This window comes from Pseudomonas sp. 273 (assembly GCF_029201425.1).
GTDB lineage: Bacteria > Pseudomonadota > Gammaproteobacteria > Pseudomonadales > Pseudomonadaceae > Pseudomonas > Pseudomonas delhiensis.
The window spans coordinates 4,958,784-4,982,735 of the sequence record NZ_CP116775.1 but is presented as its reverse complement, the minus strand read 5'-3'; the positions used below and the strand labels follow the sequence as shown (position 1 = coordinate 4,982,735).

Below are 23,952 nucleotides of genomic sequence, written 5' to 3'. Positions count from 1 at the left end.
AATGTCCGCTCAGCCGGCGCAGGCCAGGCGGTTGCGGCCGTTGCGCTTGGCCGCGTAGAGCGCGGCGTCGGCCCGGTGCAGCAGGTCGTCGACGCGCTCGCCGGCGATCAGGGTGGCGCAGCCGAGGCTGATGGACAGCGGCACGTGCTGGCCGTCGACGGCAAAGTCCAGCTCCTGGATGGCCTGCCGCAGCCTCTCGCCGACCTGGGCGGCGCTGCTGCCCGGGGTGTTGGACAGCAGCACGAGGAACTCCTCGCCGCCGAAGCGGAAGACCATGTCGACGTTGCGCAGGCTGGCCTTGATGGCCCGGGCCACGCAGCGCAGGGCCTCGTCGCCGTGGCTGTGGCCGTGCTGGTCGTTGATGCGCTTGAAGTGGTCCAGGTCGAGCATCAGCACCGACAGCGGCTGCAGGCTGCGCCGCGCCAGCTCGACCTCGCGGCCCAGGGCCTGGTCCATGGCGATGCGGTTGCCGGTGCCGGTCAGCGCGTCGCGCAGGGCAGCCTGGATGGCCGCGCGGTAGAGCAGGGCGTTGCGCAGCGGGTAGAGCAGGCTGGCGATCAGGCTTTCCAGCTGGCCCAGCTCGGCCTCGTCGAAGGGGTGGCGGCGGCGGAAGGCCAGCTCGCCCAGGTATTCCCCGGCATGGTTGAGGTGGTAGGTGGCGCCGTGGCTGGCCACTTCGCCGAACTCCAGGCGCAGGTCGGCGCTGCCGTTCTGGTAGCTCAGGTAATCCAGCGGCAGCAGCGCCTGGATCTCCTGGAAGAACAGGCCCAGGACGCGTTCGGTCTCAAGGCTGGTCTGCAGCTGCACGGCGAGTTGCCGGCGCACATCCGCCAGGCTGGCCGGGCGCCGGCCGCGCGGGCGGCTGTTCTCGCCAAGGCCCAGGCGCTGGAGCTTGGCGGTGTCGAAATCGATGGTGTTGGACTGCTTGTGCGGGGCCATGACGCGTGGCGACCTCTGGCGCAAAAACGGCGACAGTGAGGGCTGAGCTATTTTCGTGCCAACCCGCGGAAAGTTCTGTTCTGACGGCTCAAGGGACCGTCTGGCGCGGGCTTTGGTTCCGCGGGCGGGGGGATGTCGTGGAGAGGGATGTCAAAATGATGGCGACTTTGCCGGGGTGGTCGCTGGTCCTTCCCTCGGGTGGAGCCGGAAAACCGGCGGGGCGGCCGTTGCGCCGCCCCGTGCCGGTCAGGCCTGGGCGTCGAAGGCCTGGCCGTTGACGCCGATGCTGTCCGGGCCCATCAGGTACAGGTAGACTGGCATGATCTCGTCGGGCGCCGGGTTGTTCGCCGGGTTCTCGCCCGGGTAGGCCATGGCGCGCATGCTGGTGCGGGTGGCGCCGGGGTTGACGCTGTTGGCGCGGACCGCGTTGGTGCCGTCGCACTCGTCGGCCATCACCTGCATCAGGCCCTCGGTGGCGAACTTGGACACCGCGTAGGCGCCCCAGTAGGCGCGGCCCTTACGCCCGACGCCGCTGGAGGTGAAGATCACCGAGGCGTCGCTGGCCAGCTTGAGCAACGGCAGCATGGCGTGGGTCAACATGAACACCGCGTTGACGTTGACCTGCATGACGCGCATGAAGTTTTCCCCGGAAATCTGCTCGATGGGCGAGCGCAGGCCGAGGATGGAGGCGTTGTGCAGCAGGCCGTCGAGCTTGCCGCATTCCTTCTCGATGGTCGCCGCCAGCTCGTCGTACTGGTGCGGCTGGGCGGTTTCCAGGTTGAAGGGGATGACCACCGGCTGCGGGTGGCCGGCGGCCTCGATCTGGTCGTAGGTCTGGTTGAGGTTTTCCTCGCTCTTGCCCAGCAGCAGCACGGTGGCGCCGTGGGCGGCGTAGGCCCGCGCGGCGGCGGCGCCGATGCCGCGGCCAGCGCCGGTGACCAGGATCACCCGGTCCTTGAGCAGGTCGGGGCGGGCGGAATATTGGAACATGGAATCTCCTTCGGCGAGCTTCAAGCCGCAAGCTACGAGCTGCAAGGGCCTGCGCTTTGAGCTTGAGGCCTGCAGCTTGAAGCTTGTAGCTGCTTTATCAGCAGGAACAGAGCGCGCGGTCGAGCACCGCCAGCAGGTCGCGGGGGTGGTCGACGATGACGTCGGCGCCCCAGTGCGCGGGGTTGTCCTCGGGGTGGATGTAGCCGTAGCGCACCGCCGCGGTCTTGGTGCCGGCGGCGCGGCCGGACTCGATGTCGCGCAGGTCGTCGCCGATGAACAGTACCTGGGCCGGGTCGATGCCCAACTGGCTGCAGGCCAGCAGCAGCGGCTCCGGGTCGGGCTTGCTGTTGCTCACGTGGTCCGGGCAGACCAGCACCGCCGAGCGCTCGGCCAGGCCCAGCTGCCGCATGATCGGTTCGGCGAAGCGCACCGGCTTGTTGGTCACCACGCCCCAGATCAGGTTGGCCCGCTCGATGCTTTCCAGCAGCTCCGGCATGCCGTCGTACAGGCGGCTGTAGACCGCGCAGTGGTCCTGGTAGCGGTCGAGGAATTCCTGGCGCAGCGTCTCGAAGCCGGGGGCCTCGGGGTCCATGTCGAAGGTCGCGGCGACCATGGCCCGGGCGCCGCCGGAGACCACGTCGGCGATGCGCTGCTCGTCGATCGGGGCGCGGCCGTGGGCGGCGAGCATGGCCTGGCACACGGCGATGAAGTCCGGCGCGGTGTCCAGCAGGGTGCCGTCCATGTCGAAGAGAACCGCTCTGAGCTGCATCGGCGTCATTCCTCGCGCAGGGTCTGGATCATGTAGTTGACGTCGACGTCGTCGGCCAGCTTGTAGTGCTTGGTCAGCGGGTTGTAGGTCAGGCCGATGATGTCCTTGACCGCAAGACCCGCATCGCGCGACCAGGCGCCCAGCTCGGAGGGGCGGATGAACTTCTTGAAGTCGTGGGTGCCGCGCGGCAGCAGGCGCATGACGTACTCGGCGCCGACGATGGCGAACAGGTAGGCCTTGGGGTTGCGGTTGATGGTGGAGAAGAACACCTGGCCGCCGGGCTTGACCATCCTGTGGCAGGCGCGGATCACCGAAGCCGGGTCGGGCACGTGCTCGAGCATCTCCAGGCAGGTGACCACGTCGAACTGCCCGGGCATCTCCTCGGCCAGCTGCTCGGCGGTGGTGCGCCGGTATTCCACCGGCACGCCGGATTCCAGCTGGTGCAGCTGGGCCACCGCCAGCGGCGCCTCGCCCATGTCGATGCCCATCACGGTGGCGCCGCGCTGGGCCATGGCCTCGCTGAGGATGCCGCCGCCGCAGCCGACGTCCAGCACCTTCTTGCCGGCCAGGCTGGCGCGCTCGTCGATCCAGTTGATGCGCAGCGGGTTGATGTCGTGCAGCGGCTTGAACTCGCTCTCGCGGTCCCACCAGCGATGGGCCAGTGCCTCGAATTTGGCGATCTCGGCGTGGTCGACGTTGCTCATGGCGTACCTTCGTTGCAAATCATGGGAAATCGTGGCGCGCAGGCCGACTATGATGCCAGCTTCGCGCGGCGGATGGGCGCGGCATGACAGATTGTCGCAGCCGCGCCCGGCGGTGTTCAGGCGCCGGCGATGCGCCGGCCCCAGGCGCCGACCTCGGCGGCCAGGCGGCCCTCGTCCAGGCGCGTCAGGCGGCCGACGTCCAGCAACTGCTTGCCGCTGACCCAGAGGTGGCGCACGCAGTCGCGGCCGCTGGCGTAGATCAGTTGCGAAACCGGCTCGTAGACCGGCTGCTGGGCCAGCCCGGAGAGGTCGAAGGCCACCAGGTCGGCGGACTTGCCCAGCTCCAGCGAGCCGATCTCCTGCTCCAGGCCCAGGGCGCGGGCGCCGTTCAGGGTGGCCATGCGCAGCGCGCGGTGAGCGTCCAGGGCGGTGGCCTGGCCGGCCACGGCCTTGGCCAGCAGGGCGGCGGTGCGGGTTTCGCCGAGCAGGTCGAGGTCGTTGTTGCTGGCCGCGCCGTCGGTGCCGATGGCCACGTTGACCCCGGCCTGCCAGAGGCGTTCCACCGGGCAGAAGCCGCTGGCCAGCTTGAGGTTGGACTCGGGGCAGTGGATAACCGAGCTGTTGGTCTCCACCAGCAGCTCCAGATCCTCGTCGCTCACCTGGGTCATGTGCACGGCCTGGAAGCGCGGCCCCAGCAGGCCCAGGCGGTGCAGCCGGGCCAACGGGCGCTCGGCGTGCTTCTCCAGGGCCTGCTGGACCTCGAAGGCGGTCTCGTGGACGTGCATCTGGATGCCGGCGTCGAGTTCCTCGGCCAGCATCAGCACGTTCTCCAGCTTGTCGTCGCCGACCGTGTAGGGCGCGTGCGGGCCGAAGGCCACGCGGATGCGCGGGTGGTGCTTGAGGTCGTCGTGCAGGGCCACGCCCTGGCGGATCGCCTCCTCGGCGTCGCGGGCGCCGGGCATGGGGAAGTCCAGCACCGGCACGCACACCTGGGCGCGGATGCCGCTGTCGTGGACCGCCTCGCAGGTCACCCGCGGGTGGAAGTACATGTCCGAGAAGCAGCTGATGCCGCCCCTGATCTGCTCGGCGATGGCCAGCTCGCTGCCGGTGCGCACGAAGTCCTCGTCCACCCATTTCGCCTCGGCCGGCCAGATGTGCTCCTGCAGCCAGGTCATCAGCGGCAGGTCGTCGGCCAGGCCGCGGAACAGGCTCATGGCGGCGTGGCCGTGGGCGTTGACCAGGCCCGGGGCGAGCAGCATGCCCGGCAGCTCGCGGGTTTCCGCCGCCGGATGGCGCAGGGCCTCGGCGCGCGGGGCGAGCAGGGCGATGCGGCCGTCGCGGACGCCCAGCGCATGATCGCGCAGGACCACGCCGGCGGGTTCCACCGGGACGATCCAGGTCGGCAGCAGAAGCAGGTCGAGAGGGGCTTTGGCGTCGGGCATGGGGCGCTTCCTGCGGCGCGGGAACGGGTGTTCGGCAGTATACCCGAGCGCCTTGGCCTGCGGCTCGTTATACTCGCGGGTTTTCCCGGCCCTGGCCGGGCTCGATATCGGCGTGCCGCCCGGCGCGCCCGGACCTGATAGAAGAAAGAGGTGTTCCATGCGTGAGCGACTGTTGGCGGCCGAGCGGGTCACGGCCATTGATTGGCGCAAGGGCACCCTCCGTCTGCTCGACCAGCGCCTGCTGCCGCTGGAGGAAACCTGGCTGAGCTACGACAGCGCCGCCGGCGTCGCCGAGGCCATCCGCCAGATGGTGGTGCGCGGCGCCCCGGCCATCGGCATCGCCGCGGCCTATGGCCTGGTACTGGGCCTGCAGGCCCGCCTGAACAACGGCGGTGCCTGGCGCGAGGCCCTGGAGGACGACTTCCGCGTGCTGGCCGAGTCGCGGCCCACCGCGGTCAACCTGTTCTGGGCGCTGAACCGCATGCGCGAGCGCCTCGACCGCCTGAAGCCGGGCGACGACCCGCTGCAGGTGCTGGAGGCCGAGGCCATCGCCATCCACGAGAGCGACCGCGAGGCCAACCTGACCATGGCCCAGCTCGGCGTCGAGCTGATCCGCAAGCAGCACGCCGGCCCGCAGAAGATCCTCACCCACTGCAACACCGGCGCCCTGGCCACTGGTGGCTTCGGCACCGCCCTGGGGGTGATCCGCGCGGCGCACCTGGAGGGCCTGGTCGAGCGCATCTACGCCGACGAGACGCGCCCCTGGCTGCAGGGCGCGCGCCTGACCGCCTGGGAGCTGGCCAACGAGGGCGTGCCGGTGACGCTCAACGTCGATGCCGCGGCGGCGCACCTGATGAAGACCGAGAGCATCACCTGGGTCATCGTCGGCGCCGACCGCATCACCGCCAACGGCGACGTGGCGAACAAGATCGGCACCTACCAGCTGGCGGTCAACGCCATGCACCACGGCGTGCGCTTCATGGTGGTGGCGCCCAGCTCGACCATCGACATGAACCTGGAGAGCGGCGAGGACATCCCGATCGAGGAGCGCGACGGCCGTGAACTCCTGGAGATCGGCGGCAAGCGGGTGGCGGCCGAGGTGGATGCCTACAATCCGGTGTTCGACGTGACCCCGGCGGACCTGATCGATGCCATCGTGACCGAGCGCGGCGTCGTCGAGCGCCCCGATGCCGAGCGCATGGCCCAGTTGATGAGCCGCAAGCGCCTGCATTGAGGGCGCCGGGCGGGGATAGGTGTTCCCCCTGGCTTGTGGTAAGCTCCGACGGTTCTCAGTGGGGCCTTTTTGGGGCCCCGTCGATTGCGCGGATCATTGACCTAAGTCGTTGATTTGTTGTGAGTCGATGGCGTTCTGATGGCGCCGTCGCACTCCGCCGGGCTCGGGATGGGCGAGGCGGAGTTCCATCTGCAAAAGGAACCAGGCTTCTCATGGGCGAACTGGCCAAAGAAATCCTCCCGGTCAACATCGAAGACGAACTCCGACAGTCCTACCTCGATTACGCCATGAGCGTGATCGTCGGTCGTGCCCTGCCCGATGCACGCGATGGCCTCAAGCCCGTGCACCGCCGCGTCCTGTACGCCATGAGCGAACTGGGCAACGACTGGAACAAGCCCTACAAGAAATCCGCCCGTGTGGTCGGCGACGTGATCGGTAAATACCACCCGCACGGCGACACCGCGGTGTACGACACCATCGTGCGCATGGCCCAGCCGTTCTCGCTGCGCTACATGCTGGTGGACGGCCAGGGCAACTTCGGTTCGGTGGACGGCGACAACGCCGCGGCCATGCGATACACCGAAGTGCGCATGGCCAAGCTGGCCCACGAGCTGCTGGCCGACCTGGACAAGGAAACCGTCGACTGGGTGCCCAACTACGACGGCACCGAGCAGATCCCGGCGGTCATGCCGACCAAGATCCCCAACCTGCTGGTCAACGGCTCCAGCGGCATCGCCGTGGGCATGGCGACCAACATCCCGCCGCACAACCTCGGCGAGGTGATCGACGGCTGCCTGGCGCTGATGGACAACCCCGAGCTGACCGTCGACGAGCTGATGCAGTACATCCCCGGTCCGGACTTCCCGACCGCCGGCATCATCAACGGTCGCGCCGGCATCATCGAGGCCTACCGTACCGGCCGCGGGCGCATCTACATCCGTGCCCGCGCCGACATCGAGGACATGGAGAAGGGCGGCAACCGCCAGCAGATCATCATCACCGAGCTGCCCTACCAACTGAACAAGGCGCGGCTGATCGAGAAGATCGCCGAGCTGGTGAAAGAGAAGAAGATCGAGGGCATCACCGAGCTGCGCGACGAGTCCGACAAGGACGGCATGCGCGTGGTCATCGAGCTGCGCCGCGGCGAAGTCGGCGAGGTGGTGCTGAACAACCTCTACGCCCAGACCCAGCTGCAGAGCGTGTTCGGCATCAACGTGGTGGCCCTGGTCGACGGCCAGCCGCGCACGCTGAACCTCAAGGACATGCTCGAAGTGTTCGTCCGCCACCGCCGCGAAGTGGTGACCCGGCGGACCGTGTACGAGCTGCGCAAGGCCCGCGAGCGCGGGCACATCCTCGAAGGCCAGGCGGTCGCCCTGTCGAACATCGACCCGGTGATCGAGCTGATCAAGAACTCGCCGACCCCGGCCGAGGCCAAGGAACGCCTGATCGCCACGCCCTGGGAATCCAGCGCCGTGGAAGTCATGGTCGAGCGCGCCGGCGCCGACGCCTGCCGCCCGGAAGACCTCGACCCGCAATACGGCCTGCGCGACGGCAAGTACTTCCTGTCGCCGGAACAGGCCCAGGCCATCCTGGAACTGCGCCTGCACCGCCTGACCGGCCTGGAGCACGAGAAGCTCCTGTCCGAATATCAGGAAATCCTCGCCCTGATCGGCGAGCTGATCCGCATCCTGACCAACCCGCAGCGCCTGATGGAAGTCATCCGCGAGGAGCTGGAGAAGGTCAAGGCCGAGTTCGGCGACGCCCGCCGCACCGAGATAGTCGCGTCCCAGGTGGACCTGACCATTGCCGACCTCATCACCGAGGAAGAGCGCGTGGTGACCATCTCCCACGGCGGCTACGCCAAGTCCCAGCCGCTGGCCGCCTACGAGGCCCAGCGTCGCGGTGGCAAGGGCAAGTCGGCGAGCGGGGTGAAGGACGAGGACTACATCGAACACCTGCTGGTGGCCAACAGCCACGCCACCCTGCTGCTGTTCTCCAGCAAGGGCAAGGTCTACTGGCTGCGTACCTTCGAGATTCCGGAAGCCTCGCGTACCGCGCGCGGCCGTCCGCTGGTCAACCTGCTGCCGCTGGACGAGGGCGAGCGCATCACCGCCATGCTGCAGATCGACCTGGAAGCCGTGCGCGCCCAGTTCGCCGGCGACGAGGGCGATGACGACGACGTGGTCGCCGAGCAGATTGCCGAGGTGGTGGAAGCCGAAGAGGCCGAAGAGGGCGACGATGCCGACTTCAGCCAGGACGAGCCGACCGGCGCGTACATCTTCATGGCCACCATGAAAGGCACCGTGAAGAAGACCCCGCTGATCCAGTTCACCAAGCCGCGCTCCAACGGCCTGATCGCGCTGAAGCTGGAGGAGGGCGACTCGCTGATCGCCGCCGCCATCACCGACGGTTCGAAGGACGTGATGATGTTCTCCGACGCCGGCAAGGTGATCCGCTTCAAGGAAAGCAAGGTGCGCATCATGGGCCGCAACGCCCGTGGCGTGCGCGGCATGCGCCTGGCCGAAGAGCAGCGCATCATCTCCATGCTGATCCCGGAATGCCGCGAGGCGCAGATCCTCACCGCTTCCGAGCGCGGTTACGGCAAGCGGACTCCGCTGGCCGACTACCCGCGCCGCGGCCGTGGCGGCCAGGGCGTGATCGCCATGGTCATCAACGAGCGCAACGGCAAGCTGGTGGGCGCCGTGCAGGTGCTGGACGGCGAGGAGATCATGCTGATTTCCGACCAGGGCACCCTGGTCCGTACCCGCGTCGACGAAGTCCGCGGCGCAGGCCGGAATACCCAGGGCGTGATCCTCATCAAGCTGGCCGCCGACGAGACATTGGTGGGCCTGGAGCGGGTGCAGGAGCCGACCGTCGTCGAGGGCGAAGTCGTGGACGACGAGCAGTTCGACGAGAACCCGGAAGCAGACGAAGCCGCGGCCGAGGAAGCGCCGCAGGCCAGCGAAGACTGACTAGCGAGAGTGGATGTGAGCAAGCGAGCCTATAACTTCTGCGCAGGTCCCGCTGCGCTTCCCACCGAGGTGCTGGAGCGCGCCCGCGAAGAGCTGCTCGACTGGCAGGGCAAGGGCCTGTCGGTCATGGAGATGAGCCACCGCAGCGACGACTACGTGGCCATCGCCGAGAAGGCCGAGCAGGACCTGCGCGACCTGATGGGCGTGCCGTCGAACTACAAGGTGCTGTTCCTGCAGGGCGGCGCCAGCCAGCAGTTCGCCGAGATTCCGCTGAACCTGCTGCCCGAGGACGGCGTGGCCGACTACGTGGAAACCGGCATCTGGTCGAAGAAGGCCATCGAGGAAGCGCGCCGCTTCGGCAACGTCAACGTGGTCGCCAGCGCCTCGAAGTACGACTACTTCGCCATTCCCGGGCAGAACGAGTGGAACCTGAGCCCGGGCGCCGCCTACCTGCACTACGCGTCCAACGAGACCATCGGCGGCCTGGAGTTCGACTGGGTGCCGGAAGTGGGCGACGTGCCGCTGGTGGTGGACATGTCCTCGGACATCCTCTCGCGCCCCGCCGACGTGTCGAAGTTCGGCCTGATCTACGCCGGCGCGCAGAAGAACATCGGCCCGTCGGGCCTGGTGGTGGTCATCGTCCGCGAAGACCTGCTGGGCCGCGCCCGCAGCATCTGCCCGACCATGCTCAACTACAAGGTCGCGGCCGACAACGGCTCCATGTACAACACCCCGGCCACCTACTCCTGGTACCTCTCCGGCCTGGTCTTCCAGTGGCTGAAGGAACAGGGCGGCGTCGAGGCCATGGAGAAGCGCAACCGCGCGAAGAAGGACCTGCTGTACTCCTTCATCGATGCCAGCGATTTCTACACCAACCCGATCCAGCCCAGCGCCCGTTCCTGGATGAACGTGCCCTTCCGCCTGGCCGACGAGAAGCTCGACAAGGCCTTCCTCGCCGGCGCCGATGCCCGTGGCCTGCTCAACCTCAAGGGCCACCGCTCGGTGGGCGGCATGCGCGCCTCCATCTACAACGCCCTGGGCCTGGATGCCATCGAGGCCCTGGTGGCCTACATGGCCGAGTTCGAGAAGGAGCACGGCTGATGAGCGACGCCGACCAGCTCAAGGCTTTGCGCGTACGCATCGACAGCCTCGACGAGAAGATCCTCGAGCTGATCAGCGAACGCGCCCGCTGCGCCACCGACGTGGCGCGGGTGAAGATGCAGTCCCTGCCCGCGGGCGAGAAGCCGGTGTTCTACCGGCCCGAGCGCGAGGCCTGGGTGCTCAAGCACATCATGGAACTGAACAAGGGCCCGCTGGACAACGAGGAAGTGGCGCGGCTGTTCCGCGAGATCATGTCCTCCTGCCTGGCCCTGGAGCAGCCGCTCAAGGTCGCCTACCTCGGCCCCGAGGGCACCTTCACCCAGGCCGCCGCGCTCAAGCACTTCGGCCACGCGGTGATCAGCACGCCGATGACGGCGATCGACGAGGTGTTCCGCGAGGTCGCCGCCGGTGCGGTGAACTTCGGCGTGGTGCCGGTGGAAAACTCCACCGAGGGCGCGGTCAACCACACCCTGGACAGCTTCCTCGAGCACGACATGGTGATCTGCGGCGAGGTCGAGCTGCGCATCCACCACCACCTGCTGGTGGGCGAGAACACCAAGACCGACAGCATCACCCGCATCTATTCCCACGCCCAGTCCCTGGCCCAGTGCCGCAAGTGGCTGGACGCGCACTACCCGAATGTCGAGCGCGTGGCCGTGCCGAGCAACGCCGACGCCGCCAAGCGGGTGAAGAGCGAGTGGAACAGCGCGGCCATCGCCGGCGACATGGCGGCCAGCCTGTACGGCCTGGACAAGCTGTTCGAGAAGATCGAGGACCGCCCGGACAACTCCACGCGTTTCCTCATCATCGGCAACCAGGAAGTGCCGCCGACCGGCGACGACAAGACCTCGATCATCGTCTCCATGCGCAACAAGCCCGGCGCGCTGCACGAGCTGCTGGTGCCGTTCCACACCAACGGCATCGACCTGACCCGCATCGAGACCCGCCCCTCGCGCAGCGGCAAGTGGACCTACGTGTTCTTCATCGACTTCGTCGGCCACCACCAGGACCCGCTGATCAAGGACGTGCTGGAGAAGATCAACAGCGAAGCCGTGGCGCTGAAGGTGCTGGGCTCCTATCCCAAAGCGGTACTTTAACTGCGGCGGCAGGCGGCAGGCGGCAGGCTACAGGCGGTGAAGAGCGTCTATGCCTGGGGCCTGGGGCCTGCAGCCTGAGGCCTCAGATATGTCTTGCGACTTCCTCGCCCTGGCCCAGCCGGGCGTACAGAAACTCTCGCCCTACGTGCCGGGCAAGCCGGTCGACGAACTGGCCCGCGAGCTGAACCTGGACCCGGCGAAGATCATCAAGCTGGCCAGCAACGAGAACCCGCTGGGCCCCAGCGCCAAGGTGCTGGAAGCGATCCGCGGCGGACTGGCGGAAATGACCCGCTATCCCGACGGCAACGGCTTCGAACTGAAGAGCAAGCTGGCGCAGCGCTGCGCAGTGACCACCGCCCAGGTGACCCTGGGCAACGGTTCCAACGACATCCTCGACCTGGTCGCCCGCGCCTACCTGGCGCCGGGCCTGAACGCGGTGTTCAGCCAGTACGCCTTCGCCGTCTACCCGATCTCCACCCAGGCCGTCGGCGCCGAGGGCAGGGCGGTGCCGGCCAGGGACTGGGGCCATGACCTGGAAGCCATGCTGGCGGCCATCGACGCCGATACCCGCGTGGTGTTCATCGCCAACCCGAACAACCCCACCGGCACCTGGTTCGGCCCGGACGCCCTGGAGCGCTTCCTCGCCCGCGTACCGGAAAACGTCCTGGTGGTGCTGGACGAGGCCTACATCGAATACGCCGAGGGCGACGAACTGCCCGACGGCCTGGCCTGCCTGGCCCGCTATCCGAACCTGCTGGTCTCGCGCACCTTCTCCAAGGCCTACGGCCTGGCCTCGCTGCGCGTCGGCTACGCCATCTCCTCGGCGCAGATCGCCGACGTGCTGAACCGTGTGCGCCAGCCATTCAACGTCAACAGCCTGGCCCTGGCCGCCGCCTGCGCCGCGCTGGACGACGCCGAGTACCTGGCCGAAGGCAAGCGCATCAACGACGCCGGCATGCAGCAGCTGCAGGACGGCCTGCGCGCCCTGAACCTCACCTGGATTCCGTCGAAGGGCAACTTCCTCGCCGTCGACCTGCAGCGCGACGCCGGCCCGGTCTACCAGGCCTTGCTGGCGGAAGGTGTGATCGTCCGTCCGGTGGGCGGCTACGGCATGCCGCAGCACCTGCGCATCTCCATCGGCCTGCCGGAAGAGAACGCGCGCTTCCTCGAAGCCCTGGCCAAGGTGCTCGCCCGTGCCTGAGGTGATGCCGCACAAGCTCCGCCGCCTGGTGGTGGTGGGGCTGGGCCTGATCGGCGGCTCCTTCGCCAAGGGGCTGCGCGAGAAGGGCCTGTTCGAGGAAGTGGTCGGCGTCGACCGCGACCCGCAGACCCGCCGCCTGGCGGTGCAGCTGGGCGTGGTCGACCGTTGCGAGGAAAGCCTGCGCGAAGGCTGCCGCGACGCCGACGTGATCCAGCTCGCCGTGCCCATCCTGGCCATGGAGAAGGTGCTGGCGGAACTCGCCACCTTCGACCTCGGCCATGCGGTGCTCACCGACGTCGGCAGCGCCAAGGGCAACGTGGTTCGCGCGGCGAAGGCCGCCTTCGGCGAGATGCCGGCGCGCTTCGTTCCCGGCCATCCCATCGCCGGTTCCGAGCAGAGCGGGGTGGAAGCGGCCAACGGCAAACTGTTCCGCCGTCATAAAGTCATCCTCACGCCGCTGGATAATGCCGATGCGGACGCGGTCCAGTGCGTCGAGGCGCTGTGGCGCGAGCTGGGCGCGGACGTCGAGCTGATGGAAGTCGAGCACCACGACGAAGTGCTCGCCGCCACCAGCCACCTGCCGCACCTGCTGGCCTTCACGCTGGTCGACTCGCTGGCCAAGCGCAGCGAAAATCTGGAAATCTTCCGTTATGCCGCCGGCGGCTTCCGTGATTTCACGCGGATCGCCGGCAGCGACCCGACGATGTGGCACGACATCTTCCTTGCCAACCGCAAGGCGGTGCTGCGCATCCTCGACGTTTTCCGCGACGACCTCGACGCCCTGCGCGAGGCCGTCGATGCAGGGGACGGGCAGCAACTGATGGGCGTCTTCACCCGCGCCCGCGTCGCCCGTGAACATTTCAGCAAAATCCTGGCCCGCCGGGCCTATGTGGACGCCATGCACAACAACGACCTGATTTACCTGGCCCAGCCGGGTGGCCGCCTGTCCGGGCGCGTACGCGTTCCGGGCGACAAGTCCATCTCCCACCGCTCGATCATGCTCGGCTCCCTGGCCAAAGGCACCACCGAGGTGGCCGGCTTCCTCGAGGGCGAGGACGCCCTGGCCACCATTCAGGCGTTCCGCGACATGGGCGTGGTCATCGAAGGCCCGCACCATGGCCGCGTCACCGTGCACGGCGTCGGCCTGCATGGCCTGAAGCAGGCGCCGGGGCCCATCTACCTGGGCAACTCCGGCACCTCCATGCGCCTGCTCAGCGGCCTGCTGGCGGCGCAGCCGTTCGACAGCGTGCTGACCGGCGATGCGTCGCTGTCCAAGCGCCCGATGAACCGCGTGGCCAAGCCGCTGCGGGAGATGGGCGCGGTGATCGAGACCGCTCCTGAAGGGCGTCCGCCGCTGACCATCAGGGGCGGCCAGAAGCTGACCGGCATGCACTACGACATGCCCATGGCCAGCGCCCAGGTGAAGTCCTGCCTGCTGCTCGCCGGCCTCTACGCCGCCGGCGAAACCTCGGTGACCGAGCCGGCGCCGACCCGCGACCACACCGAGCGCATGCTGCGCGGCTTCGGCTACCCGGTGGACGTCGAAGGCAGCACCGCCAAGGTCGAAAGCGGTCACAAGCTCAGCGCCACCAGCATCGAGGTGCCGGCGGACATCTCCTCCGCGGCCTTCTTCCTGGTTGCGGCGAGCATCGCCGAAGGCTCGGAGATCGTCCTCGAACACGTCGGCATCAACCCGACCCGCACCGGCGTCATCGACATCCTCAAGCTGATGGGCGCCGACATCACCCTGGAGAACCAGCGCGAAGTCGGCGGCGAGCCGGTGGCCGACCTGCGCGTGCGCTCGGCCAAGCTGAAGGGCATCGACATCCCGGAAGACCTGGTGCCGCTGGCCATCGACGAATTCCCGGTGCTGTTCGTCGCTGCCGCCAATGCCGAAGGCCGCACCGTGCTGCGCGGCGCCGAAGAGCTGCGGGTGAAGGAATCCGACCGCATCCAGGTCATGGCCGACGGCCTGCTGGCCCTGGGCGTGAAGTGCGAGCCGACCCCGGACGGCATCATCATCGACGGCGGCCCCTACGGCGGCGGCGAAGTCTGGAGCCACGGCGACCACCGCATCGCCATGTCCTTCAGCGTCGCCTCGCTGCGCGCCTCGGCGCCGATCCGCATCCACGACTGCGCCAACGTCGCCACCTCCTTCCCGAACTTCCTCGGCCTGGCCGCGGGCGCCGGCATCCGCGTGGCGGAGGAGGGCAACTGATGGCCGCCTCCGACTTCGCCGCGGCCTGGCCGGTGGTCGCCATCGACGGCCCCAGCGGCTCCGGCAAGGGCACCGTGGCCGGCATCCTGGCCAAGCGCCTGGGCTGGAACCTGCTGGACTCCGGCGCGCTCTACCGCCTGCTGGCGTTCGCCGCCGGCAACCACGGCATCGACCTGACCAACGAGGAAGCCCTCAAGGTCCTGGCCGCGCACCTGGACGTGCAGTTCACCCACGCCAAGGGCGGCGAGGGCCAGCACATCATCCTCGAAGGCGAAGACGTCACCGACACCATCCGCACCGAGCAGGTCGGCGCCGGCGCCTCCCAGGTCGCCGCGCTGCCGGCGGTGCGCGACGCCCTGCTGCAGCGCCAGCGCGCCTTCCTCGAAGCCCCGGGCCTGGTGGCCGACGGCCGCGACATGGGCACCGTGGTGTTCCCCGGCGCGCCGCTGAAGATCTTCCTCACCGCCTCGGCCGAGGAGCGCGCCCGCCGCCGCTACCTGCAGCTCAAGGGCAAGGGGGTGGACTGCGACATGGCCGCGCTCACCGAGGAAATCCGCGCCCGCGACGAACGCGACAGCCAGCGCAGCGTAGCCCCGCTGAAGCCGGCCGAAGGCGCCATCGTGGTCGACTCCACCAGCATGAGCATCGAGGCGGTGGTGGACAGCATCCTGGCCGAAGTCGAGAGGCTCGGTCTGACCGACTGAACCCTGGGAATCCTTCAGCCACGGCCGTTTTCGGCACGACGTGGTTGAAGAGATTTCTGAGGATGTTTCCTCCTGATGCTGAGGACGTTTCTTCTAGAGACGTCTTGCCCGGGCTGCCAAAATTCCGCGCTGTCCAATAGCGCCCGCTCCCCCTGAGCGGGCCGGGAACAGCGTGGAGGCCCCTTGTCCGACCATCCCGTACCCGCCGCACTGCACGCTTCGCAGGGCGCGTGGGTCCAGTTGTTGCTCGCACTGACCCGGCGGGAAATCCTGGCGCGCTACCAGGGCGCCCTGTTCGGGCGGCTGTGGCTGCTGCTGTCGCCGTTCCTGCTGCTGGCGGTCTACACCTTCGTATTCGGCCATGTGCTCAAGTCGCGCTGGGGACTGGGCAGAGCACGGGCTCCTTCGCCTTGACGCTCTTCGCCGGGCTGCTGCTCCATAGCATGCTGGCGGACAGCCTGTCGCGCGCGGTCACGGTGATGCACAACCACCGCAACCAGGTGAAGAAGCTGGTCTTCCCGCTGGAAATCCTGCCGCTGTCGCTGGCCCTTTCCGCCCTGTCGAACGCCGTCATCGGCTTTCTCGTGCTGCTCCTGCTGATGCCCTGGCTCGGGCAACCGCTGGGCTGGAGCATCCTCTACCTGCCGCTGGCGCTGTTGCCCTTCCTGCTGTGCGTGTGCGGCCTCAGCTGGATCATCGCCGTGTTCGGCACCTATTTCCGCGATACCAGCCAGTTCATCCAGTTCCTGCTGGTGCTGCTGCTGTTCCTCAGCCCGGTGTTCTATCCCGTGAGCGCCTTGCCGGAAGCCCTGCGTCCCTACCTGCTGCTCAATCCGCTGAGCGTCCCGGTGGAGGCGGTGAGGGCCAGCCTGTTCGGCATGCCCATGCCGCCGGCGGGCGTCCAGCTGGGGTATGCCGGCATCGCCTGCCTGTTGGCGGTGCTGGGGTGGCTGTGGTTCCGGCGCATGAAGGATGGCTTCGCCGATGTCCTCTGAACGGCTCGCCGATACCGCGCCGGCGGTGGTCGCCGAGGCCCGCCCGCTGGGGCAGATGCTCGTCGGGCGCGGCTTGTGCAGCGCCCAGGAACTGGAGCGGGCGCTGGAACTGCAGGCCCGGATCGGCGGGCGCCTGGGGGCGATACTGCTGCGCTCGGGAGGCGTTTCGGAGGCGGCGCTGCTGGAGGTGCTCGCCGAACAGCTGCGCATGCCCCTGGTGGGAACGGACCTGGAGGCCCCGGGCAACGCCGAGCTTCTGGCCTTTCTCGAGGCGACCTCCCTCGGCGTGGAATGGTTCGTCGCCGAGCAGGTGGTCGTCTGGGGCGATGCCCGGGGGACGCTGCTGATCGCTTCCCGTGACCCGCTGGCGCCCTTCGTCCTGGAGGTCCTGCGCTATTTCCATCCCGGCCAGCCGTCGTGCACGGTGCTGTGCCGCTCCCAGGACCTCGACGCCTGGCTGGAGCTGCTCAAGGAGCGCCTGCAGCAGGAAAGCCGCGAGGAACTGCGCTTCGCCTCCGATGACATCCGACAGCTGCGGGAGATGGCGGAGGAAGCGCCCATCGTCGAGCTGGTCAACAACGTCATGAGCCAGGCGGTGGAAAAACGCGCCTCGGACATCCACATCGAGCCGCGCGAGTTCAATTTCCACATCCGCTTCCGCATCGATGGCGTCCTGCAATCGCAACTGAGCCTGCCGCGGGAGCGCTTCGCCGCGGTGGTGTCGCGGATCAAGCTGATTTCCGCCATCGACATCGCCGAACGGCGCCTGCCCCAGGATGGGCGGATGAGCACGAGGGTCGGCGGGCAGGACATGGACATCCGGGTTTCCACCCTGCCCGGGGTGCACGGCGAGTCGGTGGTGATGCGCCTGTTGCCCAAGGCCCGCGAGGGCCTGCGCCTGGACCGCCTGGGGATGCTGGCGGACCACCTGGAGCTGATGCGCGCCTGGATCGGCGAGCCGCACGGCATCGTGCTGGTCACCGGGCCGACCGGCTCCGGCAAGTCGACGACCCTCTACGGCACGCTCGAAGCCATCAACGATGGCATTCGCAAGATCATCACGGTGGAGGACCCGGTCGAGTACCAGGTACCGAACATCACCCAGGTCCAGGCCCATGCCGATATCGGCCTGACCTTCGCCGCCGCCCTGCGCTCGATCCTGCGCCAGGACCCGGACGTGATCATGATCGGCGAGATCCGCGACCTGGAAACGGCGGAGATCGCCGTGCAGTCCTCCCTGACCGGGCACCTGGTCTTCTCGACGCTGCACACCAACGATTCGCTCAGCGCCTTCACCCGCCTCATCGACATGGGCATCGAGCCTTTCCTGGTGGCCTCCCCGGTGCGCGGTGTCCAGGCCCAGCGCCTGGTGCGAACCCTGTGCCGGCATTGCGCGGAGCCCCATGAGCCGAGCCTGGCGGCCGAAGACCAGGCCGCGCTCGACGCGGCGATCCTGCGCCTCTACCCGGGGCAGGCCCCGAACTGGCATCGCGCCAAGGGTTGCGAGCTGTGCCAGGGCACGGGCTACCACGGGCGCCTGGGGATCTACGAAATGGTGGATGTCAGCCCCGAATTGCAGACGCTCATCCTGCAGCAGGCGCCCCTCGATCAGATGCGCCGGCTGGCGGCCGGCCAGGGGTTCCGCAGCATGCGCGAGGACGGCTTCATCAAGGCCTGGCTGGGCCTGACCTCGCTGGACGAGGTACATCGGGTCACCAGCGGTTAACGCCATGCGCTTCGAATACCAGGCAGTGGACCGGCAGGGCCGGCGTTGCAGCGGCGACCTCGATGCCGGCTCCCGCGGTGACGCGCTTCGCCAGCTGGAGGCACAGGGCATGACCCCCCTGAGCCTGGAGTCGGGCCAACGGGCGCCGCAACCCGGACGCCGGCGGCTGCGCGCGGAAGAGCTGAACATGGCGCTGCACGAGCTGGCGACCCTGCTGGCGGCTGGTGTGGCCCTGGCCGACGCGGTTTCCGCCCAGGAGCGTTCGAGCAGCCATCCGCGCATTGCCGCGGCGCTGCGGAGCATGAGCGAAGGCCTGCGCCAGGGCCGTTCCTTCCCCCAGGTGCTGGAGAGTGCCGGCCTGCCGCTGCCGCGTTACGCCTACCAGTTGGTGGCGGCAGGGGAGTTGACCGGCAACCTGGCGGCGGCGCTACGGGATTGCGTGACGCAGATGGAGTACGAGCGGCGTACCCGCGAGGAAGTGCGCAATGCCCTGATCTACCCGAGCGTGCTGGTGCTCAGCGGCGTCGGGGCGGTCATGGTGATGTTCGTCTTCGTCGTGCCCAAGTTCGCCAACCTGCTGGAGCACGCCGACAAGTTGCCGTGGCTGGCCTGGGCGGTGCTCAGCACCGGCGTCTGGAGCAAGGCCAATGCCTTGCCGCTGCTGCTCGCCGGCCTGCTGCTGGGGGCCCTGGGGCTGCCCCTGGCCAGGAGCGAGAAGGTTCGCGGCCGGGCCCTGAACGCCCTGCTGCGCCTGCCGTTGCTCGGCGACTGGCTGCTGCAGGCGGAGATCGCCCAGTGGGCCAAGGTCCTCGGCACCCTGCTGGGCAATCGCGTGGCGCTGGTCGAGGCCCTGCGCCTGGCCAGCGCGGGCGTGCGCATCGGCCACCAGCGCGACCTGCTGGAAAGGGTGACCCAGGACGTGAGGGGAGGAACCGCCCTGTCCGAGGCGCTGGAGCTGCGCAGGGCGATCACGGCCACGGGCGGCAACCTGGTGCGGGTCGGGGAGCGGTCCGGCCGCCTGGCCGAGATGCTCGACAGCCTCGCCGGGCTCTACGAGGAACTGGGGCGCTCGCGCATGCGCAAGGTCCTGGCGCTGATCGAGCCGCTGGCGATCCTGCTGATCGGTGCGCTGTTCGGCGTGATCATCACCGGCGTAGTGCTGGCCATCACCAGCGCCAACGACATCGTGTTCTGAACGAAGGGGAAGAGAATGGACGACGGGCAGAAGGGCGGGCGGCCCCGGCAAGGGAGGCACAAGCCGTCGGCCATGGGGGCAGCCGCGGCGAACGCGGCTTCACCCTGCTGGAAATGATCGTGGTGCTGGTGATCATCGGGTTGCTCATGGGTCTGGTCGGGCCACGCCTGTTCAGCCAGGCCGACAAGGCCAAGGTGCAGACCGCCGATACCCAGGTGAAGATGCTCAAGGGCGCGCTGATGACCATGCGCCTGGACATCGGCCGCCTGCCCAGCGAGCAGGAGGGGCTGGCGCTGCTCAACGCGGCGCCGGCGGACGAGCGGATCAAGGCCTTCTGGAAAGGTCCCTACCTGGACGGCGGGGTGCCGCTCGATCCCTGGAACCGCGCATACATGTACAGCAACGCGCCCAGCGCCGAACAGCCGTTCTCGCTGTACAGCCTGGGCGCCGACGGGCAGCCCGGCGGGGAAGGGGAGAATGCGGACATCGGCTACCTGCCCAGGCAGTGAGCGCAGCGGCGGTTTCACCCTGCTCGAACTGCTGGTGGTGCTGGCCCTGGTCGCCGCGCTGGGCGCCATCGTCATGCCCAGCCTGCTGAACATGCAGGAGGCCTGGCGCCGTCGTGTCGAACTGCAGGACATCACCAACCAGTTGCAGACGCTGGGCTATCGGGCCCGGCTGGAGGCCCAGCAGACCCTCATCGGCCCCGCCGGCGTCGAGCCGCCGCGGATGCTCAGGCTGCCGGATGGCTGGGTGTTGAGCGCAGGCGTGCCGGTCATCTACCTGGCCAATGGCGCCTGCCTGGGTGGGCTGCTGCAACTGCGAAGGGAAGAGGCCATCCGGGAGCTACGCCTGGAGCCGCCGCAATGCCTGCCGGAGTTCGACGGGTGAAGCGGGGGCGGCAAGCCGGTTTCACGCTGCTCGAGGCGGTGGTCGCCCTGACGCTCCTGGCGGTGGTGGGAAGCGCCCTGCTGGCGTGGCTGGGGACGGGCTTCAGAACCCTGGAGCGCATGAACGACGTCCAGCGCCGCCTCGATGCGACCCGCACCGGCCTGGCCTACCTGGAGGGCCTCAACCCGATGCTCCAGCCCAGCGGCAGCGTCACGCTGGGAAGCTACCGGCTGGACTGGGAAAGCCATCTGCTTGCCGCCCCGCGGCCTGTCGTCAGCCGCTACAACGGCCATCCCGGTCCTTTCGACAGTGCCTTGTACCGGGTCCAGGCGCGCGTGCTCGGCGAAGACCTGCCACCGCTGCCCGTCAGCCTGGAGCTGGCGGGGTACCGGTTGGCCCGCCCGGCCGACGGTGCCCAGGGGAGCGAGCCATGAGCCGGCGCTTTGCGGGGCGGCGACAGCGGGGCTTCACGCTGCTGGAGCTCATCGTGGTCCTGTTGCTGGCGACGATGGTCACCACCCTGCTGATGCAAGGGATGGATTATGTCTCGCGGGCCAACGACAGCTTCCTGCGCCAGGGCGAGTCGCGCCAGTTGCGCGTCCTGGCGTTCGGCTGGTTCGGCGATTCGGTGTCGCAATTGGCGGCGCCGGCCAAGGGCGAGGCGGCGGCCCGTTTCAGGGGCGATGCGCTCAGTTTCGAAGGCGTCACCCTGGCCAGCGCCGAGCGTATCGAGGGTGTCCCGGTGCCCTTCGCCTTTCGCCTGGAAAGGCTAGGCGAACAAGGCCGGGAGCGGACCGGGCTGATCTACGTGCGCCGGCTGCAGGCCAGCCGCTGGCCACTGCTGGAACTGCAGGGTGGGGCGCACTTCCTCTATCGCGACGAATCGGGGGGTGGCACGACAACTGGCCGCCCCTGCCGGCACTGGCCGACAGCCTTCCCGCGGCGGTGGCGTTGAACGCGCCGGCCGAGCGCCTGTTCCGCCTGGCCAGGGTAGCGACGCCGCTTCGCCAGGTGAGCGTGGATGCGTACTGAGCGCGGTGGCCGGCGTGGCGCCGGAAACCAGCGCGGCTTCGTGCTGGTCGGCGTCATCTGGTTTCTCGCCGTCATGACCCTGGTGGTGGCCTCGGCCGTGACCTGGATCGAACGCTCGCTGGATGGCATCGAGCAGGAACGCCAGGGGCTGCTGCGCGACATGGCGGAACGCTCCCTGCTCAGCCGGCTGACGTGGCTGGCATCGACCCAGCGCCTGACCCTGGCCGGCCTGACCACGCCCGACAGCCCGGCGCCAAGCCTCGCCGACATGGACCTATCGACCCTCCCGGTGGGGGCCGAGCTGGCCCTTGATGGCCGCGAATACTGCCTGGCCAATGGCTGGTGCTTTGCGCTCATCGATCGCGCCTCGCGCCTCGGCCTGGAGCAGGCGCCACCGGTGACGCTGGCCTTGGTACTGGAAGGGCTGGGGGTGGCGCCGGAAAGGATAGCGCCCATGCTGGCGGAACTCGCCGGCTACCTGCGCAGCCAGCCGGGGCGCGCCGTGGTGCGCAATCTGCACGCCCCGCAGGAAGTGTTCGTCCTCGATAGCTGGCAGCCCTGGGAGGCCAGGCTGCGGGCCGCGGGCTGGGATGACCTGGTGACCGTCGGCGAACCGGCCCTGAACGTGAATACCGCCAGCGGGCAGCTCCTGCGCCTGGCCTGGAGGCTGCCGGAAGACAACCTGGCGCTGTTGCTCGCCGCGCGCCGCGAACGGCCGCTGCAGGGCATGGGCGACCTCGCGGGGGTGCTGGGCATCTACCTGCAGCAATTGCCTGCGGAGAACTGGTCGCGCCTGGCCAGCGCCACCCTCTTCATCCACCTGCGCCCCGTGGATGCCGCGGCGCGCTACGAATACCAACTGCGACTCGAGAGCGACGACCTGCAAGGGTCGCCCTGGCAATTCCTGCAACGGAGGTCCCTGCCGCGCAATGTCCCCGATACCGACACCGCGTCCATCCATCATGAGGCGCCTGGACTGCTTGCCGCCCCGCTTGTGGCAAGGCCGTGACGAGGACGGCTCGCCATGCCTGGAATGGCGGCGCCAGCCCCGTGGCCTGGGGCGGATGCTCCGCCCGCAATGGGTCATCGAGCGTTCGCAATGCCTGTACCGCTGCCTGGACCTGTCCCATGTGCCGTCCAGCGGGAGGGCCCAGGCCCTGGCCCTGAAGCTCGCCGGCCTGTCGCCGTTCCGCTTGCCGGGGCACTACGCGGTCTGGCGTGACGGCTGGGTACAGCTGTGGCTCTGGGACGAACAGCAGCGCCAGGGGCTTGCCGCTTCGCAGGAGGCCACGTCCGGCTGCCTCTGTTTGCCGGAAACGCTGCTGCAGGTGCCGCCGGCAACGACTCCGGAATCCGTCGTTCGCCTGGTGTGCGTCCAGGGGGCGTGGACCTGCAGGTCTGGCGGGCCGGCGTGCTGCGGGCGAGCGTCTTCCAGGATGGCCTGCCGCTGTCCATTGGCGCCTGGCAGGCGCTGCGAGGGGTTCCCGGCGTGCATGTGCCCGAGCGACTGGAGGCAGAAGTGGTACCCAGCCTGGAACGTCCCTGGGCTTCCGGCGCCAGCCTGGCGGGGCGGGACTGGGAGCGCTGGCTGCCCTATGGCATGGCGGCCACCCTGCTGGCGGGCAGCGCTTTCAACCTGATGCAGGGGGCGCAGTGGTGGTGGGCCGAGCGTGGTGTGGCGGGGCAGCAGGCCGCACTGGCCCAGCAGGTCGAGCCGGTGCTGGCGGCGCGCACCCGCGCCATGCAGGCCGAAAGCGAAATCCAGGCCCTGCTGCGCTTGCAGGATGCGCCGTCGCAGGTCGAGCTGCTGCGCACGGTGGCGGGGTTGCTGCCAGAGGATAGCCGCTTGCTGAGCTGGCGTTATCGGGAAAACACCCTGGAGCTGCTCATCGATACCCGCCGGGCCGACCCGCGGTTCTTCGTCCAGCGTCTCCAGGAGGGCGGCAGGTTCCAGGACGTCAGGGTGGAACCGTCGCCCAGGGCCGACGGCTTGCAGTTGGCCATGAGCATTCGCCAGGGGGAATAGATGGACGTTCGCTTGAAAGACGCATTGCCCCACTGGGCCCGGCTGCGCGAGCAGTGGCGGGAGCAGCCCCGCCTGCGCCTGGCGGGCTGGCTGGTCCTGGCGCTGCTGGCCGCCCACCTGCTGTTGCTGGGCAGCGACTGGCGCGATGCCCGCCGCCAGGCGTTCGAGGAATCGGCCAGGCGCCTGGCGCAGATGCGTGCGCTGGCCAGCCAGGGGGATTGGCCGGACCGCGCCGTCCAGGCCGAAGACGTGCGCAGCGCCTTACGAAAGCGCCTGTGGCAGGCGCGGAACCCCTCGTTGGCCCGGGCCGACGTACAGGCCTGGCTGGATGCCCAGGCCAGGCAGAGCGGCCTGCAGGATGCGCGCATCTCGGTATTGCCGCCCCTGGACTTCGACAAGGAGGATGTCGGCGCGCGGGTTCAGGCGCAGTTGCGCGGACGCTTCGAGCCGAAGAGTTTCGGCCGCTTGCTGCATGCGCTGGAAAGCGCGGAGCACTGGGTGAGTATCGTCGCACTCGAGTTGAACGACCGCGGTTCGCCGTCGGTGAACCTGCAGCTCACTTTCCATTTTCGTCCGGACGGAACGCCCCCTTGATCGGATTAGGGCGAATGCTCAGGCCATGCCGGCACCGCCAATCGTTCGTATTCCCTGGTTGGGAAACTTCCTTCATGGAAAACGGCAAAGGCAGCATTTCCGTAGTGACAGAATTCCGCGCT

Annotated in this window: 21 protein-coding genes and 1 pseudogene; 17 read left to right on the top strand and 5 right to left on the bottom strand. The window is 68.6% G+C overall.

Features of this window, described 5'->3' with window-relative positions; all coding sequences use genetic code 11:
• Window positions 1-9: 9 nt before the first annotated feature.
• The 5 genes from PKO50_RS22645 to PKO50_RS22625 form a co-directional block, all read right to left on the bottom strand.
• A complete protein-coding gene (locus tag PKO50_RS22645; RefSeq protein ID WP_275627289.1) occupies window positions 10-939 on the bottom strand; it encodes a GGDEF domain-containing protein in 930 nt (309 codons plus the stop codon).
• A gap of 246 nt (window positions 940-1,185) precedes the next feature.
• On the bottom strand, window positions 1,186-1,929 hold the full coding sequence (locus PKO50_RS22640) for a YciK family oxidoreductase (RefSeq protein WP_074976243.1): 744 nt from the start codon (window positions 1,927-1,929) through the stop codon (window positions 1,186-1,188).
• A 97-nt stretch (window positions 1,930-2,026) separates the two neighbouring features.
• On the bottom strand, window positions 2,027-2,707 hold the full coding sequence (gene mupP / locus PKO50_RS22635; RefSeq protein WP_275627288.1) for an N-acetylmuramic acid 6-phosphate phosphatase MupP: 681 nt from the start codon (window positions 2,705-2,707) through the stop codon (window positions 2,027-2,029).
• Window positions 2,704-3,402 carry a bifunctional 2-polyprenyl-6-hydroxyphenol methylase/3-demethylubiquinol 3-O-methyltransferase UbiG gene (ubiG, locus tag PKO50_RS22630; protein ID WP_275627287.1) on the bottom strand — a complete coding sequence of 233 codons (699 nt, stop codon included), beginning with the start codon at window positions 3,400-3,402 and terminating at the stop codon, window positions 2,704-2,706. The genes mupP and ubiG overlap by 4 nt, the downstream gene beginning before the upstream one ends.
• A 116-nt stretch (window positions 3,403-3,518) precedes the next feature.
• Window positions 3,519-4,844 carry a TRZ/ATZ family hydrolase gene (locus PKO50_RS22625; RefSeq protein WP_275627286.1) on the bottom strand — a complete coding sequence of 442 codons (1,326 nt, stop codon included), beginning with the start codon at window positions 4,842-4,844 and terminating at the stop codon, window positions 3,519-3,521.
• A 157-nt stretch (window positions 4,845-5,001) separates the two neighbouring features.
• On the opposite strand from PKO50_RS22625, the gene mtnA reads away from it, so the two are divergent.
• The 17 genes and pseudogenes from mtnA (at window position 5,002) to PKO50_RS22535 (ending at window position 23,830) form a co-directional block, all read left to right on the top strand.
• Complete coding sequence (mtnA, locus tag PKO50_RS22620; RefSeq protein ID WP_109933301.1) at window positions 5,002-6,078, top strand: S-methyl-5-thioribose-1-phosphate isomerase; 1,077 nt, start codon at window positions 5,002-5,004, stop codon at window positions 6,076-6,078.
• A gap of 212 nt (window positions 6,079-6,290) precedes the next feature.
• A complete protein-coding gene (gene gyrA / locus PKO50_RS22615; RefSeq protein WP_109933300.1) occupies window positions 6,291-9,050 on the top strand; it encodes a DNA gyrase subunit A in 2,760 nt (919 codons plus the stop codon).
• A gap of 15 nt (window positions 9,051-9,065) precedes the next feature.
• On the top strand, window positions 9,066-10,151 hold the full coding sequence (gene serC / locus PKO50_RS22610) for a 3-phosphoserine/phosphohydroxythreonine transaminase (protein ID WP_275627285.1): 1,086 nt from the start codon (window positions 9,066-9,068) through the stop codon (window positions 10,149-10,151).
• A complete protein-coding gene (gene pheA, locus PKO50_RS22605) occupies window positions 10,151-11,248 on the top strand; it encodes a prephenate dehydratase (protein ID WP_109933299.1) in 1,098 nt (365 codons plus the stop codon). The genes serC and pheA overlap by 1 nt, the downstream gene beginning before the upstream one ends.
• An 88-nt stretch (window positions 11,249-11,336) precedes the next feature.
• Window positions 11,337-12,449, top strand: coding sequence for a histidinol-phosphate transaminase (hisC, locus tag PKO50_RS22600; RefSeq protein WP_275627284.1), 1,113 nt, complete (start codon window positions 11,337-11,339; stop codon window positions 12,447-12,449).
• A gap of 4 nt (window positions 12,450-12,453) precedes the next feature.
• Window positions 12,454-14,667 carry a bifunctional prephenate dehydrogenase/3-phosphoshikimate 1-carboxyvinyltransferase gene (locus tag PKO50_RS22595; protein WP_275630516.1) on the top strand — a complete coding sequence of 738 codons (2,214 nt, stop codon included), beginning with the start codon at window positions 12,454-12,456 and terminating at the stop codon, window positions 14,665-14,667.
• The gene (gene cmk, locus PKO50_RS22590; RefSeq protein ID WP_109933297.1) at window positions 14,667-15,371 is read left to right on the top strand and encodes a (d)CMP kinase; all 705 of its coding nucleotides are present in this window, start codon (window positions 14,667-14,669) and stop codon (window positions 15,369-15,371) included. The genes PKO50_RS22595 and cmk overlap by 1 nt, the downstream gene beginning before the upstream one ends.
• 183 nt (window positions 15,372-15,554) lie before the next feature.
• Window positions 15,555-16,366, top strand: a pseudogene (locus PKO50_RS22580) (ABC transporter permease).
• Window positions 16,356-18,092, top strand: coding sequence for a GspE/PulE family protein (locus PKO50_RS22575; RefSeq protein ID WP_109933295.1), 1,737 nt, complete (start codon window positions 16,356-16,358; stop codon window positions 18,090-18,092). Before PKO50_RS22580 ends, PKO50_RS22575 begins: the two are co-directional and overlap by 11 nt.
• 4 nt (window positions 18,093-18,096) lie before the next feature.
• Window positions 18,097-19,287 carry a type II secretion system F family protein gene (locus PKO50_RS22570; RefSeq protein WP_275627281.1) on the top strand — a complete coding sequence of 397 codons (1,191 nt, stop codon included), beginning with the start codon at window positions 18,097-18,099 and terminating at the stop codon, window positions 19,285-19,287.
• 113 nt (window positions 19,288-19,400) lie between these two features.
• Window positions 19,401-19,796 (top strand): type II secretion system major pseudopilin GspG, encoded by a 396-nt coding sequence (gene gspG / locus PKO50_RS22565; RefSeq protein WP_275627280.1) that lies wholly within the window; start codon window positions 19,401-19,403, stop codon window positions 19,794-19,796.
• Complete coding sequence (locus PKO50_RS22560) at window positions 19,765-20,178, top strand: prepilin-type N-terminal cleavage/methylation domain-containing protein (RefSeq protein WP_275627279.1); 414 nt, start codon at window positions 19,765-19,767, stop codon at window positions 20,176-20,178. The genes gspG and PKO50_RS22560 overlap by 32 nt, the downstream gene beginning before the upstream one ends.
• A complete protein-coding gene (locus PKO50_RS22555) occupies window positions 20,154-20,612 on the top strand; it encodes a prepilin-type N-terminal cleavage/methylation domain-containing protein (RefSeq protein ID WP_275627278.1) in 459 nt (152 codons plus the stop codon). The genes PKO50_RS22560 and PKO50_RS22555 overlap by 25 nt, the downstream gene beginning before the upstream one ends.
• Window positions 20,609-21,133 (top strand): prepilin-type N-terminal cleavage/methylation domain-containing protein, encoded by a 525-nt coding sequence (locus tag PKO50_RS22550; RefSeq protein WP_275627277.1) that lies wholly within the window; start codon window positions 20,609-20,611, stop codon window positions 21,131-21,133. The genes PKO50_RS22555 and PKO50_RS22550 overlap by 4 nt, the downstream gene beginning before the upstream one ends.
• Window positions 21,134-21,199: 66 nt before the next feature.
• Window positions 21,200-22,219 (top strand): hypothetical protein, encoded by a 1,020-nt coding sequence (locus PKO50_RS22545; protein ID WP_275627276.1) that lies wholly within the window; start codon window positions 21,200-21,202, stop codon window positions 22,217-22,219.
• Window positions 22,220-22,579: 360 nt separating this feature from the next.
• On the top strand, window positions 22,580-23,236 hold the full coding sequence (locus PKO50_RS22540) for a hypothetical protein (protein WP_275627275.1): 657 nt from the start codon (window positions 22,580-22,582) through the stop codon (window positions 23,234-23,236).
• Window positions 23,237-23,248: 12 nt separating this feature from the next.
• Complete coding sequence (locus PKO50_RS22535) at window positions 23,249-23,830, top strand: hypothetical protein (RefSeq protein ID WP_275627274.1); 582 nt, start codon at window positions 23,249-23,251, stop codon at window positions 23,828-23,830.
• Window positions 23,831-23,952 lie beyond the last annotated feature (122 nt).

What these genes read in the sequence shown, in the direction of transcription:
- ubiG (WP_275627287.1), bottom strand. Translation starts at nt 3,402, where the DNA reads ATGAGCAACGTCGACCACGCCGAGATCGCCAAATTCGAGGCACTGGCC.
- PKO50_RS22645 (WP_275627289.1), bottom strand. Translation starts at nt 939, where the DNA reads ATGGCCCCGCACAAGCAGTCCAACACCATCGATTTCGACACCGCCAAG.
- PKO50_RS22570 (WP_275627281.1), top strand. Translation starts at nt 18,097, where the DNA reads ATGCGCTTCGAATACCAGGCAGTGGACCGGCAGGGCCGGCGTTGCAGC.
- PKO50_RS22555 (WP_275627278.1), top strand. Translation starts at nt 20,154, where the DNA reads ATGCCTGCCGGAGTTCGACGGGTGAAGCGGGGGCGGCAAGCCGGTTTC.
- gyrA (WP_109933300.1), top strand. Translation starts at nt 6,291, where the DNA reads ATGGGCGAACTGGCCAAAGAAATCCTCCCGGTCAACATCGAAGACGAA.
- PKO50_RS22550 (WP_275627277.1), top strand. Translation starts at nt 20,609, where the DNA reads ATGAGCCGGCGCTTTGCGGGGCGGCGACAGCGGGGCTTCACGCTGCTG.
- PKO50_RS22640 (WP_074976243.1), bottom strand. Translation starts at nt 1,929, where the DNA reads ATGTTCCAATATTCCGCCCGCCCCGACCTGCTCAAGGACCGGGTGATC.
- PKO50_RS22595 (WP_275630516.1), top strand. Translation starts at nt 12,454, where the DNA reads ATGCCGCACAAGCTCCGCCGCCTGGTGGTGGTGGGGCTGGGCCTGATC.
- PKO50_RS22545 (WP_275627276.1), top strand. Translation starts at nt 21,200, where the DNA reads ATGCGTACTGAGCGCGGTGGCCGGCGTGGCGCCGGAAACCAGCGCGGC.
- mtnA (WP_109933301.1), top strand. Translation starts at nt 5,002, where the DNA reads ATGCGTGAGCGACTGTTGGCGGCCGAGCGGGTCACGGCCATTGATTGG.
- PKO50_RS22560 (WP_275627279.1), top strand. Translation starts at nt 19,765, where the DNA reads ATGCGGACATCGGCTACCTGCCCAGGCAGTGAGCGCAGCGGCGGTTTC.
- pheA (WP_109933299.1), top strand. Translation starts at nt 10,151, where the DNA reads ATGAGCGACGCCGACCAGCTCAAGGCTTTGCGCGTACGCATCGACAGC.
- mupP (WP_275627288.1), bottom strand. Translation starts at nt 2,707, where the DNA reads ATGACGCCGATGCAGCTCAGAGCGGTTCTCTTCGACATGGACGGCACC.
- gspG (WP_275627280.1), top strand. Translation starts at nt 19,401, where the DNA reads ATGATCGTGGTGCTGGTGATCATCGGGTTGCTCATGGGTCTGGTCGGG.
- PKO50_RS22625 (WP_275627286.1), bottom strand. Translation starts at nt 4,844, where the DNA reads ATGCCCGACGCCAAAGCCCCTCTCGACCTGCTTCTGCTGCCGACCTGG.
- hisC (WP_275627284.1), top strand. Translation starts at nt 11,337, where the DNA reads ATGTCTTGCGACTTCCTCGCCCTGGCCCAGCCGGGCGTACAGAAACTC.
- cmk (WP_109933297.1), top strand. Translation starts at nt 14,667, where the DNA reads ATGGCCGCCTCCGACTTCGCCGCGGCCTGGCCGGTGGTCGCCATCGAC.
- PKO50_RS22575 (WP_109933295.1), top strand. Translation starts at nt 16,356, where the DNA reads ATGTCCTCTGAACGGCTCGCCGATACCGCGCCGGCGGTGGTCGCCGAG.